This window comes from Mycobacterium branderi (genome assembly GCF_010728725.1).
GTDB classification, from domain to species: Bacteria; Actinomycetota; Actinomycetes; order Mycobacteriales; family Mycobacteriaceae; genus Mycobacterium; species Mycobacterium branderi.
In genome coordinates, this window is record NZ_AP022607.1 from 202,802 (window position 1) to 214,940 (window position 12,139).

Here is a 12,139-nt window from a genome sequence, read left to right on the forward strand (position 1 = left end):
TCTCGGCGGCATATGGCCGAAGCTTCACCACATTGCGCAAGTAATCCGAGGGTAAGTCCGGTACCGATGTCAGCGTCGTTCCGGCGAGACCGCTGCGGCCAGTTCGGTGGGAATGTCGGGCACCCGGCCGATCGCGTCCAGCAGCGCATGCGCGCAGGTGTCGCCGAGATAGTTCGCGTCGATGGTGGGGTCCATGATGCGCTGCCGGCACATCTCGAAGGTGAACGACAACCAGCCGAACACCGCCGCCCGCAGGTCGCGCTCGACCGCCGGGGCGAATCCGTTGCTCATTCCTCCGGGCACCAACGCGCTGGCCGCGCCCATGATCCGCTGCATCTGGCGGCTCTTGGCCTCGTCGTCGATTTCGACCAGAACAGGGTCATAGCGGCCGGCCCGCACATACACCGCCCAGGCCGCATAGGGATGGTTCTTGTGGTAGTCCACATACGCCAGCACCCCGGCGCGCACCCGCTGGAACAGCGTGCCTCCGGGGTCGGGCGGATTCTCGGTGGCCGCGTAAAGCTGCTCGGCCTCGTTTTTGACGACGGCGGCGAAGAAGGCCCGCTTGTCGGGGAAGTAGTGGTACATCAGGGCCCGCGAGACGCCCGCGCGTTCGGCGATCTCCTCGACATGGACATCCTCATAGGGTCGCTCCGCAAAGGCCTGCGACCCCAGCGCCAGCAACTCCGAGCGCCGCTCATCCGGAGATAACCGCCGCCTCTGGCTCGTCATGTCTCGATGCTACGGCCCAATGCCCTAGTGCGGCATATTTTTCCAGCGTCGCCCCGACAGGCAGATGCGGTCATTGTCATGCCATCGACCTACGGAGCGAGCCTTTTCCATGCTCCGACGTGTACCTGCTGAAGATCCCAAGCCGTGCTGTGTGCACATTAATGGCTGACGACAATCGCCGATCAAAAATTGTTGGAATCTGTTGGCGCCCCGTGTGTTTGACCGGCAGGCGTTCGGAAGAGCGGCACGCCGGAGATTTGATTCAACACCGTAATGTGCCGCTCGTCGCCTCGGGGTGCGTTACTTCTGCAGCGTCAATTGGCAGACGTCGGTATATCCGTCGCGGAACAGCTGAGCGCAGCCGGTCAGATATGTCATGTAGCGGTCGTAGACGCCTTGCGATTGGATCGAGAGGGCCTGGCGCATGTTGGCTTGCAGGTTGGCCGCCCAGCTGTCCAGTGTCCGCGCGTAGTGGGGCTGCAGTGACTGGATACGGGCGACCGTAAAGCCTGCTTCGGTGGCGCGGTCTTCGACCATCGGAGTCGGCGGGAGATACCCACCGGGGAAGACCTCGGCCAGGATGAATTGGCAGAAGTGGACCAGTTCATGGGTCAACCTCAGGCCCCGCTGCCGCAATGCCTTAAACGTGGGACGGACGATGGTGTGCAGCAGCATCACCCCGTCGGCGGGCAGCGCTTCATACGCCATTTTGAAGAAGGCGGGGTAGCGCTCGATACCGAAGTGCTCGAACGCCCCGATCGATACGATGCGGTCAACGGGCTCGCGGAACTCTTCCCACCCCGTCAGCAGCACCCGCTTGCTGCAGGCGGTGTCCATTTCGTCGAACATGGTCTGCACGTGGGCGGCCTGGTTCTTCGACAACGTCAGACCGACAACATTGACGTCGTAGTGTTCGATCGCCCGTTTCATGGCGGCGCCCCAGCCACAACCGATGTCCAGCAGCGTCATCCCCGGCTGCAGACCCAACTTTCCCAGCGCCAGGTCGATCTTGGCCAGCTGGGCTTGTTGCAGGGTCATGTCGTCGCGCTCGAAGTAGGCGCAGCTGTAAGTTTGGGTGGGGTCGAGAAACAGCCGAAAGAAATCGTCGGAGAGGTCGTAATGCGCCTGCACATTCTCGAACTGCGGCATCAGCTGCACGGCCATATGGCGTAATCCTCTAGATCTCAGAGGGACACCAGGGCACGTCGAGTGTCCCGGTACTCCCCTGCGAATGTTCGTAGCATGCTATTGGTTTCAGGGACGGTTGGTCGCTGAAACCGCCTCGGCGAAGGCGAGAAGTCGGTCGACTCGGCTTGCTGGTGCCGGGTCAGCGCTCCCACTTCCCGCCGCGAACGCTTCATCGAGCAAATTGTTCCGCATTGCTCGCCGACAGCGCCGCCTCAACCGTCGGATGCACCGACAGCAGCGGGCGCAGCCCACCGGCGGCAACCACTCGGGCCACGATCGGCTGGTTGGTGACCAAGCACATATTCACGCCCCGACGCCGGCACCGCCGAGCCTCGTGGGCCAGCACGACAAACGCAGCGCATCCCATAAAACCGACGTTGCCCACGTCGACTACGAACGGTCCGGGTGCTACCGCGGCCGCAGCCATCTTGATCAACAAGTTGCTCCAGGCATCTTCATTGCAGGCATCCACCTCACCGCCGACGCGGACGATCACTGCCGCGCCGCAGCGCTCGCTCGTGGCCCGCAGCATGCTGTGCGGATCCCTGAACGGCAAACTCCGGCCAGCACCTGACGCAACCACTGAATGGAATCTCTCAAGCACAGGGGTCATCGCGCTCTCCCGATCAGGCAGCGCACAGGGGCCGTGATGGATGGCCGCCCCTGAAGTCTGAAAAACAGACCACGGCCTCCTTTTCATAGCAAAGACAGCCCCGGGTTGTCAGCAGTCCGCGGCAGATTTCTGTGAACTGCACCCGCGGTCTCGCATGACAACTGCCGATGTCTGTGAAAACCGGGGCCGAGTTGCCGCCACGCACCCCAACCTTGTGCGCTGCCTGCAGCTTGCTTGGCCGGCCAGACCAGAGGACATGGGTCGATGGGAATGCTCCGAATGCAACATGGATGGCGCAGGTCCTCAATTCGCTGACCCGAGGCCTTGCCTGCTGGTCAGTGTCGCCATGTGGCCAATAGTGTTACAGGCCCACCGATAACCTCTACAGGCGCCGCACCGCCCGCAGCTCCTCCAGGTACCTGACGAAATCGGTCCAATCCATCAGATTCACCATCCGGCCCGGGGTTCCGCGGACAACCAGCCGCGCCTGCTCATCATTGAGCGGCATCAGTTCCGCGGGTTCCAGCGCATCACCGAAACTGCGACCAGTCACCAAGTCGTCGCCGTTGTGGTTGTAGGACTGGTGACTGCGGGTCGTTTTCCCCGCCCAAAACGCCGCCGACTGCATCAGCTCCTTCTCATGCGAGCCGTACATGATCAGTGTCGCCGGCACCACATCACGGATAGCCCTGCCCTGCAGCGGGCCATACACGGCGTCGAGCTGCGAACTGGCCTGGGCGGCAAAGCATATCGACACCCCTAGCCCGCGGGATTCTGCCAGATACTGCGGTAGCCGGGGCAGCGGCGTGTTGGTCACCTCGTCGAGGAACATCCCGATACGGGTCATTTCCTCCCACTGGGCCATCTTGCATCGCTGGCGGTTGATGATCTGATCCATCAGCGTGATCGCCTGCGGCGCCACGGTGCCATCAGCCGGGGTGAGCAGATACACCGTGGCATCGCGTTCGTCCAGAAACGACAGATCCAACACCGGCAACTCGCGGTCCCGCACTGACGTACGAAGCCAGGCTGTAAGCACTTTGGTCACAGTGATTTTCACCGAATCCCGCTGTTTGGGTTCCATGTCGAGGACACCGCGCACCCGCGCCTCGAACAGCGGATCAGCGCACCAGGCCGCCGCCGAAGCCCATGACGGTGTTGTGCTGACTTGTAAGTCAGACCCGCGCGGTTTGTCGACGTCTTCGGCCGCTGTCAGGGTCCATTCGATGCCCAGCGCGGTGCACTGCGGGCTGGCCGCAAACAGCAGACACGTCAGCGGTGCGAATGCCAGCTGATCCCACGGGCCCGAGTCCGCGCCGATGCGAAACGCGTTGCCCGACAATGCGACCGACGACGTGCTCAGCAGTGTTTCCGCCACCGCCTGCGCATCGGCTAAGCTCGCTATCAGCGCGGTCGGATCAAATCGGTACGACCGGAAGTCGCTGGGGTAATACGGGGCGGCCATCGGTCGCAGATCCAGCAGCGCTGCCGGCCCGTAGCGGTGGGCGGCCACCATCTGCATCAAGTCGTCTTTACTCGACGACACGAACGCCGGTCCCGGCCACAGCACCGCTGCTTGCGATAACCACTTACGGGTCTTGCCGGTGCCGGGCGGGGCGAAACCCCCGATATGTGGTGCCGTCTCCAGGGGCACCATCCGGTCGCCGTCGACCACCCAGCCACCGAAGGGGGTCACGGGCTTTCGGTACCCGTCGGCGCTCACGCGTCAACCCTAAGTTCGCTCGAAGCGTGCGGTGTGCACAAAAATTGTTATGCCGGCAAGGGGGTGACAGGGTTCTGATCGAGGTCGTGCCCGCCGGATCGTGGCGGCCGACAGGCCGTACGTGAGCGGCAGAGGACGACGAATCACGTTGCCGCTGTGCGGAGCCCGCCTGGCGCGCGACTCGGTGAGCGCCAAACTATGATGCGCCGGTGACGCAGTTTCGTGATGCGCATGGTGTGCAGTGGGCAGTTGCCCGACAGTGGTGGAGCATCGATGTCCCTCCTGACTACGGGGCACTCGGCGACGACATCATCTCCTTCGTCATCGGGGTCACCTGCATGCTGCTGTGGCTACCGTTCGTGCTGGCGTGGCCGTTTTGGTTCCTCGCCAAACTGTGCGGGGTTCCGTGGACGGTGGTCGTCACCCGCGACGGGGAGAAGGTCCACACCGAGCGGGTACGCGGCTGGTCCGCCTCGGAACGGCGTATCGAGCAGCTCGCCCGCGATTTGCGCATCGGGCAATACTCGCCCCATCAGGCTGAAGTCTGGTCGCCCAACAGGCCCGGGGCCGAATGGCCTCGTTGGCGCATGTCGCGGCCGTTCCTGGTCGACACGCCCCGTCCCCGGTGAGCCACCTTCGGCCCAGCGACACATCTTAGTGTAAACTTACGATACTCTTAATTTTCTTAATTTTGGTGTACGGTCGCTGGTCATGGGTTCGACAAACGTCGAGATGTCACGGGCGGGGGGTCCATCGAGATGACCAACACTGAATTCCAGGAGGGATCGCCTCGGTCCCACATCAGTCGGTCGCCGCTGTCTCAGGACCAAGACCATCGACCGACCGGGCAGGTAACTGGCGACCTCCACGCGCGGCACGCCCGACTGCCCCGATTGTTGCCCGTCTGCGATGCCGCGGCGGCATACCACCTCGTCTACCGACGTGTCGACGCGCTGATTCGGGACCGCGCGCAAGTCGCCGAACTGACAGTGCCGGCCTGTCCCGCCTGGACCATACGCCAGACAGTTGCTCACCTGGCCGGGATCGCACAGGACATCGTTTCTTCCAACATGGAAGGAAAGGCCGGCGACTCCTGGACACAGGCGCAGGTCGATCGCCTCGCCGGGCACAGCATCGACGAGTTACTCGACCTGTGGGGGCGGATCATCGACGACGTGTCAACGACGCTGGCTCTGGGCTCCGAAGGATCCGCATGCCAGCTTGTCTTCGATGCCATCAGCCATGAGCACGACATCCGGGGTGCGCTGAGCGAACCAGGCTCCCGCACAGGCGATCTCGTCTTCGAGGTCGCCTTGGGATTCTTGACAACGATGGGCGATCAATTCATCCGGCATGCCAGGATGCCGGCGTTCCGGCTGACCACACCCACACTCGGATCCGTACAGCTCGGCGACCCGCACACCGCCCAAGGCCAAATCGCCCTCAGTATCTCTGATTTCGAGGCGCTACGCGCCTTCGGCGGACGACGCAGTCTCCGGCAACTGCTGGCCCTGCCCTGGCAGGGAGACCCGACAGAGCTACTGCCCGCCTTCACGCATCTGCTGCCCGCCGTCAGCAACGACGGTATCCGCCCGCCAGATGACGACCTCGTCGAGTGACCGAAACGTGGCTACCCGCACGTCGAAACAGTGCGGCCAACACCCTTACAGACACATCGGGCCGCCCCGTCCGGACGTGAAAAGCACAGTCCGCGTGGAGGTTTCCAGACGCAGCGCGTCAAAGCAGGCAAAGCGGCGCCCAGCTTTCCGGTGCGTACTGCGATCGGTGCACGTGCGGTGCAAGCCGCCTCTCGTCTCCTCGTCGGTCATGCCGGCCCGCTAGATCTCGCCATTGATCTATCAAGACACATCCCGCCGCGCCGGGACGTGCAAGTATGTTGCGTGGACTTCGCCATGCGATATGACCGCAGTTATCGGCCCCTGGCAACCGTGTTAGGCATCGGACCCAAGCGGACGACAATCCGGGTTGCCGACGGCACACTGCACGTCAAGCACGGCCGGGTCTTTGCTATTGATGTTCCGCTCTCGGAAATCAAGTCCGCGCGCGTACTTCCCGAGCGGCCTTCCGGTTGGGGAGTGCATCAGTTCAAAGACGGTTGGCTGATCAGGGGTTCACGGGATGGCATCGTGGAGCTCACATTCGGCAGCCGCATCAAGCCGAAGAAGGTACCCGGCGGGGGCGACTGGCTCGCCAGCCCCGTCGGCGCCCTCTACATCAGTCTCGCTGAACCGGATAGCTTCATCGCCGCGGTCCGACCCCATTAGCAACCGGGCCGACGGGCTGCCGGCACGTACAGCGCGCAACCGAGACCCAGGGAGCGTGAAACTCCTGCTCCGCAGCACACCGGATAGTCCTTATCCTTCCGAGATGCGAATGTTCGCCGCGATGATGGCCACCCTGCTTGCCGCGGCCTGCGCACGAACCCCACACCCCGCGGCAAACTCTCCCGAATCAGCGTCGTCGACGCTCAGGACCCCGTCGTCGACCGTCCCCGCGCAGCCGCCCGCGCCTGCACAACCACCCCCGCCAGGTCCCGGCGCATCTCCCGCCGCGCTAGCCGCCTGGATTCAGGCCGGAACACCCGTGAACGCAGCCGATTTCCACACCGTCGCCCTGCACGGCACTGCCGAGACACTGGATGACCCCGCCGATGTCGCATTCCGCTCACCCGGTCCCCATAACCCCGACGCGGTAGCCGGCTGCATCACCCAACTTGCGTCAAGCCCCGAGCTGGTCTGCCTCCCGCCACTGAAGAACCCGCCGAAACGACCCGATCGGCCCGGAGAATGGATCGGCAACTGGGTGACCTTCGACGGCGCCTCGATCACCGTCGGCAGCTTCCACGGAGACCCCGGCCCGTTCAACGACGGCGCCGGGAAGCCGTTGCCCTACGGCGACACCATCAGCTTCGGCGACTACCAATGTCGCTCGGACCCCAGCGGTATGTACTGCCTGAGCCGCTCCCACCACTCCGGACTCGCCATGTCCACCACCCTGACGGCCTACGGATGCGTCACGCTACCAACACATCCCAAACACGTGGGCGAACAATTCACCTGCGGATAAATAGTTTTGGAGAGGAAGGCTCCCAGCGATGTCCAAATCTTCGCCGACTGGCCACGCCGGCCTGGTGATGTTGATTCTTGCCATCACCACTACGACCACAGCATGCGAGCACCGGTCCCCGCCGAATACGGCTGTTTCGGCCCGTCCGACCACCGCGCCAACTGGTGCCGCGGCGACGCAAAACAACTCACTGGTGCTGGGCGGCAAAGCTTTCCCGCTGCACGACGTGCGATGCGGCAGTTTAGGTGGCGCTGTACTCGTAACCGCAAAAACGCCGTCCGATGAGAAGGTCATCGTCGACGCCGCAGGCGACAAGCTGGAAACCCTCGACTTCACAGCCGATGGCGTCGGATACTTCTGGGAACCGACCTCAACCGGCGGAGCCCCGACCCCAGTACTAGTGAGAGCCGGCGGCACTTACACCGTGACCGGAGAGATCAAACAGCTCCATGACTTTACCAAGTTCAGCGAGTTCACTTTCAGGGCGACCTGCCCCGAATAAGCCGGCCCTGCAATGCGAATCGCGTCTCCCGACCCCGGTACGTACACGGCGCTTGTGCCTTCGCATCCAGCCTGGGTCTGCGCCGGGCCGGCTCCGGCCGTGACCGCCCGCAGCGTTGTATTGGGGCTGGCAACGATCTCACTACTCCCCACCAGTGGACCGCGAAAGCCTCACGTGAAGCTTAAATTTCGTGCGTCGGTCCCGGCTTAGGTTGCAGTAAGCTTCTGCAGATGAAGCGGTTGGCCGCGCTTGCGGTGGTGCCGTTCAGCGCCGTTGGCATACCGGCCGCGATGGCCGCGCCGAGCCCGGTACCGGATTTGAGCGGTTATCACAGCGTTGAACCCAAGGACTACACGACCTATTACAACTATCCGACGACGAACGGGGCGCAGTTCCTCACGCCGGGCGGCTACCGGTGCCGGATCACCTACACCGGGCGAGCCAATCCGCCGTTCAAAACGGCGGAGTGCTGGGGCGCACTGCCAGCAACGGCGTTCAATCTCGTTGTGGTGGCAACATCCATGAGCGCCAACCCGGCACAGTTCGACAACATCGACCTGGCAAAAATGGAGACCTACAACGGGTGGGAGGACCCCACCAAGCCACTGCCGATCAGCCCCGACGCATACAAGCCTCTCCCCGCCGGCAGCAAGTTAACCTATCCCGATTCGGGAACCTGCGCAGCCACCGCCACGACGACGACTTGCGTTTTGGGAGACCACGGGTTTGTGCTGGACCCAAGTGGCAGCCGCACATTCTGACGCCGTCGGCACATCGTTATCCACGTACTCGCGCACCGCACCCCAGCGTCTCGGTGTCGAGAAAAAACGATGTCGCTTATGGCTTGGGCAGGTTGAGCAGCGGTGTGCCGCCAATGGGCCAGCAGCCGGCGGGGTCTTTACCGCGGGTGATCTGCTCATTGATGCATTGAGCGACGACGACCAACGGATCGTTGTTGACCGATTGCGCGATGATGTCGTTGGCCGCTTTGCGCTGCTGCGCCGTCTTCACATCCTGCTCGGCGTTCTTGGTCTCCTGCACCTTCTGGTTGTGGGCATCAATGCGCTGTTGGGTGGGATCGTCGTAGAAGATGCGCGGAATGCGGACGTCCAAGATCTCGATGTCATGACCCACGGCGTCTTGCAAGTCCTTTTTTACCTGCGCTGCCATCTTGGGTAAGTCGGCTCCCTGGGCCTGCAAGGTGGGGTCGAAGGTGGCAAACACCTTGGACAGAGCTACCTGCGCCTGGCGGTCCACCAGGTTTTCCTTGATCACGTTGAACACGTCGGTGTTGCTTCCGCCGTAGTCCTGGAACAGTTGCGGCGCTGCCCCCTCACGCAGCCGCCAGTTCAGGTTCTCCGCAACGTAGGCTGAGCTGTTGTTGGCCAGGCGCACCTGGATCATGCTGCCGTGGTCGCTGTAGCTGTTGCCGTCAAAGGCTTGCAGTTGGATGGCTTCGGACAGCTCGCTGATCTTCTGCCACGGTGCGTGCCACGCAATACCCGCGCTCCGTGTCCCCACCGGCCGGCCGAACTGAGTGACAATGCCGACGTTGCGGGTGTCTACCCGGTCATAGCAAGCGATGACGGTGGACAGCGCACCAAACAGGAACAGCGCGAACGCTACCGACAGCGCACCTCGGCGCGCCGATATGCGCTGTGAGCCCTGAGCGGGAAGAACGACACCGACACCCGCACACAGCAGCGCCGCTACCCATAGAACGATGGCGAAAATGAACCAGCCTTGCATGAACTACCTTTCTGTCGGCGGCTCGTCCCTTCCGACGCGCCTTGGGTGTTCCAGGAAGTCGTTGAGGTAACCAGGTGGCCTTGTTGATGTCCCGGGTGTCGTTGACTTTGCCGCCAAACGTCACCCGCCAGAGGTATTTCGTGACTGTGACGAGGCGGAAGTTGTCCTCGATGTGGCGAATGACCTCGATACACTCGACGGTCTGCCGCGGCGGCAGAGCCGGCGGGGCGGGGCATGCACGGTGGCGGCATGCGTGGAATAGGTAATAGGTGATGAAAAGGCGGTTCTTCACCGGCTCGCCGACCGGAGATAGCCGGCGCCGCTGCAACGGCACTCGACCTACGGCGACTGTAGGGCATGCACATGATCGGGTTCAGAGCGGCAACCACCGCTGATTTTGAGTTCATTTTCGACTTGCACAAACAATCGTTTGGTCCATACGTCGACCAGGTCTGGGGTTGGGACGACGAGTACCAGCGTGAGTATCTCAAAGGCAGGCTGGTAGTCGATGAAACGCAGATCATCGTTGCCGACAAGGTCGATATCGGACGGCTCAGCGTCGAGCACCGCGACGCCGAACTGTTCATCGGGCTCATCGAGATCACACCCGACCACCAGGGACGGGGCATCGGCGGGCAGGTCATCCAGACGCTGCTCGACACCGCCTTCGCCGAAGGAAAGGCCGTAGCCCTGAACGTCCTGGGGGTGAATACCCGCGCATACCAGCTCTATCGCCGATTATCGCCGTTTCCATCTACACCGCGGTCATCGCCAGCAGGGCCGCCAGTGATGAGCACTTCGGCGATCAGCCACGGCAATGAGGATCGAAACTGTGGCGCACCGGCACATCTCGATTCAACTTGTCATGCTATGGGTTTTCGCGCGATGGGCGGCTCAACACGGATGCTCTGCGGCGCGATCATGCTGAATTCCGATGTAGCACCGTCGAGCTGAACTCCACGTACTCAAGCGTTTTCACAAAACGGTCATGTCCCTTGAGAGTTCAGCACTCTCCCCAGGCATGTTCTGGCTAGGAATGTTTCGTGCATGATTGCTAGCCAACCTGTTCTTCCAGCTGGTCTCCTCCCGCTACGAGCGAGCCAGCCTGATCGTCACCTCCAACAAACCCTTCGGCCGCTGGGGCGAAGTATTCGGCGACGACGTCGTAGCCGCCGCCATGATCGACCGACTCGTCCACCACGCCGAAGTCATCGCCCTCAAAGGCGACTCCTACCGCATCAAAGACCTCGACCTCGGGCGAGTCCCGGGATCAACCACCGACGAATGAACACCAAGGGGGTCAATTTTCAACCGTCGAAAAGGGGTCAATTTTCAGCCGCCGTTGACAATCGGAGGCGTTCTAGTCGGACGGTGAGTTTGCGGAAGAACTACGCAGGCAACATGACATCGCAATGCGGGATCTCTATTACGGTTCCGATCCGCCAACGTTCGACGACGTCATTGAACGAGTGCACTCCTGCGCCGGGTTGCTTACCCCATAACGCTGACCTCGCCACCTGGGTGCAGAACGCAACAGCGGCTCACGAAGAGTGGCAGCAGTGATCCTCGGTGAGTCGAAGGGACTTCCTACCGGTGCGATCTCGTGAGCGCCAGTACGCCTCAGCTATCGCGGGCAAGCACTGCAACGACAACACGACGAGCCTTCAGTCGGAATGACACCGGCACACCGCCGACCTGTTCATGGCCATTGACCCGGCCCGGCCGGTGTCTGGCGAAATCATCGGTCATGCGGCGCAACTCAGTAACCTGAGGCATCGTCTGGCCGTTCGAAGAATTCAGAAAGTCCAGTTGCCCGCGGGCTGTATGACGAAGCCATGCACGCCGTAGCGGCTGTTCTCTGGTCGACTCAGGTCGATTCCCTTGTTGGGGGCGACCCGGCATGCAATGGAGTCATCGGAAATCACCGCACAGGCGACCCCGTTGGTGTTGTCAAGCCGTGTCCCGACCGACAACAGCGTCGCGTCGGGATTCCAGTCCGGGTCGCTGGCGCTGTATTTACCGGGTTGCAACGACGATGCGTTGACTTCCGATTGGGGCGGGGGTCCAACCGCCGCGCCCCAACAGGTTGCGCCGATGTCGTCGAGCATGCTGACAGCGCAAGTTATGCCGTTGGGCGCCTTGAAGAACCAGCCAGAGTTGCCGGGATGGGTGCCGCGATGTTCGTAGGCACTGAGATTGACGGCCGGATACGCGTCGATATTCGGAAATTGAGGCGGGGGTTGCCGTGGGTTGGCGTCAGCAACGGCCACCGAGACGACAGCGAGTGCCGCGGCGGCAGTCACCACCCCCATAGCGGCTACGGCGTGTGTTGCCGGCGCCGCACTTGCACGCCGCAGTCGAGCCGGGCGGGCGAACAACCCAGCTGGCCGGCAGTATTCGAGTCTTTTATGAAATTCGGCCATGCAACCCTTGCGCCCATATTCGCTTGCTCTGAGGCCATGACAGGGCCGTCTATGGAACGTTACGGTTGTCGTGGATCCTCTCGTCTTGAGTTTACTGGTGCTCTGAGCAGGGCTACGCACGG

The 12,139-nt window shown here is 62.4% G+C and carries 13 protein-coding genes and 1 pseudogene; 8 read left to right on the forward strand and 6 right to left on the reverse strand.

Annotation, left to right across the window (positions count from 1 at the left end; all coding sequences use genetic code 11):
* Positions 1–69: 69 nt before the first annotated feature.
* The 4 genes from G6N47_RS25890 to G6N47_RS25905 all read right to left on the reverse strand — a co-directional run bounded on the left by G6N47_RS25890 (position 70) and on the right by G6N47_RS25905 (position 4,256).
* A complete protein-coding gene (locus G6N47_RS25890; protein ID WP_083134318.1) occupies positions 70–732 on the reverse strand; it encodes a TetR/AcrR family transcriptional regulator in 663 nt (220 codons plus the stop codon).
* A gap of 300 nt (positions 733–1,032) precedes the next feature.
* A complete protein-coding gene (locus G6N47_RS25895; protein WP_083134319.1) occupies positions 1,033–1,896 on the reverse strand; it encodes a cyclopropane mycolic acid synthase family methyltransferase in 864 nt (287 codons plus the stop codon).
* A gap of 193 nt (positions 1,897–2,089) precedes the next feature.
* Positions 2,090–2,452: an anti-sigma factor antagonist gene (locus G6N47_RS25900; protein ID WP_163659870.1), complete on the reverse strand. Its 363-nt coding sequence runs from the start codon at positions 2,450–2,452 to the stop codon at positions 2,090–2,092.
* Positions 2,453–2,915: 463 nt separating this feature from the next.
* Complete coding sequence (locus tag G6N47_RS25905; RefSeq protein ID WP_139799712.1) at positions 2,916–4,256, reverse strand: type IV secretory system conjugative DNA transfer family protein; 1,341 nt, start codon at positions 4,254–4,256, stop codon at positions 2,916–2,918.
* 209 nt (positions 4,257–4,465) lie between these two features.
* Here G6N47_RS25905 and G6N47_RS25910 point away from each other — a divergent pair, with 209 nt between their 5' ends.
* From G6N47_RS25910 to G6N47_RS25935, 6 genes are all read left to right on the forward strand, one after another.
* A complete protein-coding gene (locus tag G6N47_RS25910; protein ID WP_179966474.1) occupies positions 4,466–4,885 on the forward strand; it encodes a hypothetical protein in 420 nt (139 codons plus the stop codon).
* 129 nt (positions 4,886–5,014) lie between these two features.
* The gene (locus G6N47_RS25915; protein ID WP_083134321.1) at positions 5,015–5,875 is read left to right on the forward strand and encodes a maleylpyruvate isomerase N-terminal domain-containing protein; all 861 of its coding nucleotides are present in this window, start codon (positions 5,015–5,017) and stop codon (positions 5,873–5,875) included.
* A 282-nt stretch (positions 5,876–6,157) separates the two neighbouring features.
* Positions 6,158–6,541 (forward strand): hypothetical protein, encoded by a 384-nt coding sequence (locus G6N47_RS25920; protein ID WP_083134322.1) that lies wholly within the window; start codon positions 6,158–6,160, stop codon positions 6,539–6,541.
* 103 nt (positions 6,542–6,644) lie between these two features.
* Positions 6,645–7,343 carry a hypothetical protein gene (locus G6N47_RS25925; RefSeq protein ID WP_139799713.1) on the forward strand — a complete coding sequence of 233 codons (699 nt, stop codon included), beginning with the start codon at positions 6,645–6,647 and terminating at the stop codon, positions 7,341–7,343.
* 28 nt (positions 7,344–7,371) lie between these two features.
* A complete protein-coding gene (locus G6N47_RS25930; RefSeq protein WP_139799714.1) occupies positions 7,372–7,845 on the forward strand; it encodes a lipoprotein LpqH in 474 nt (157 codons plus the stop codon).
* A 230-nt stretch (positions 7,846–8,075) separates the two neighbouring features.
* Entirely contained in the window at positions 8,076–8,606 is a 531-nt protein-coding gene (locus tag G6N47_RS25935) for a hypothetical protein (RefSeq protein ID WP_083134325.1), read from the forward strand.
* 76 nt (positions 8,607–8,682) lie between these two features.
* Here G6N47_RS25935 and G6N47_RS25940 read toward each other — a convergent pair whose 3' ends face one another.
* Positions 8,683–9,594: an SPFH domain-containing protein gene (locus G6N47_RS25940; protein ID WP_083134326.1), complete on the reverse strand. Its 912-nt coding sequence runs from the start codon at positions 9,592–9,594 to the stop codon at positions 8,683–8,685.
* Positions 9,595–9,957: 363 nt separating this feature from the next.
* On the opposite strand from G6N47_RS25940, the gene G6N47_RS25945 reads away from it, so the two are divergent.
* The gene (locus tag G6N47_RS25945; protein WP_163659874.1) at positions 9,958–10,548 is read left to right on the forward strand and encodes a GNAT family N-acetyltransferase; all 591 of its coding nucleotides are present in this window, start codon (positions 9,958–9,960) and stop codon (positions 10,546–10,548) included.
* A gap of 103 nt (positions 10,549–10,651) precedes the next feature.
* Positions 10,652–10,882: pseudogene (locus tag G6N47_RS25950) on the forward strand (ATP-binding protein); the annotation flags it as partial.
* A 508-nt stretch (positions 10,883–11,390) separates the two neighbouring features.
* On the opposite strand, the gene G6N47_RS25955 reads toward G6N47_RS25950, so the two are convergent.
* Positions 11,391–11,906, reverse strand: a complete 516-nt coding sequence (locus tag G6N47_RS25955; protein ID WP_083134328.1) for a hypothetical protein — start codon at positions 11,904–11,906, stop codon at positions 11,391–11,393.
* Positions 11,907–12,139 lie beyond the last annotated feature (233 nt).

What these genes read in the sequence shown, in the direction of transcription:
- G6N47_RS25915 (WP_083134321.1), top strand. Translation starts at nt 5,015, where the DNA reads ATGACCAACACTGAATTCCAGGAGGGATCGCCTCGGTCCCACATCAGT.
- G6N47_RS25900 (WP_163659870.1), bottom strand. Translation starts at nt 2,452, where the DNA reads ATGCTGCGGGCCACGAGCGAGCGCTGCGGCGCGGCAGTGATCGTCCGC.
- G6N47_RS25895 (WP_083134319.1), bottom strand. Translation starts at nt 1,896, where the DNA reads ATGGCCGTGCAGCTGATGCCGCAGTTCGAGAATGTGCAGGCGCATTAC.
- G6N47_RS25890 (WP_083134318.1), bottom strand. Translation starts at nt 732, where the DNA reads ATGACGAGCCAGAGGCGGCGGTTATCTCCGGATGAGCGGCGCTCGGAG.
- G6N47_RS25945 (WP_163659874.1), top strand. Translation starts at nt 9,958, where the DNA reads ATGATCGGGTTCAGAGCGGCAACCACCGCTGATTTTGAGTTCATTTTC.
- G6N47_RS25935 (WP_083134325.1), top strand. Translation starts at nt 8,076, where the DNA reads ATGAAGCGGTTGGCCGCGCTTGCGGTGGTGCCGTTCAGCGCCGTTGGC.
- G6N47_RS25940 (WP_083134326.1), bottom strand. Translation starts at nt 9,594, where the DNA reads ATGCAAGGCTGGTTCATTTTCGCCATCGTTCTATGGGTAGCGGCGCTG.
- G6N47_RS25925 (WP_139799713.1), top strand. Translation starts at nt 6,645, where the DNA reads ATGCGAATGTTCGCCGCGATGATGGCCACCCTGCTTGCCGCGGCCTGC.
- G6N47_RS25930 (WP_139799714.1), top strand. Translation starts at nt 7,372, where the DNA reads ATGTCCAAATCTTCGCCGACTGGCCACGCCGGCCTGGTGATGTTGATT.
- G6N47_RS25955 (WP_083134328.1), bottom strand. Translation starts at nt 11,906, where the DNA reads ATGGGGGTGGTGACTGCCGCCGCGGCACTCGCTGTCGTCTCGGTGGCC.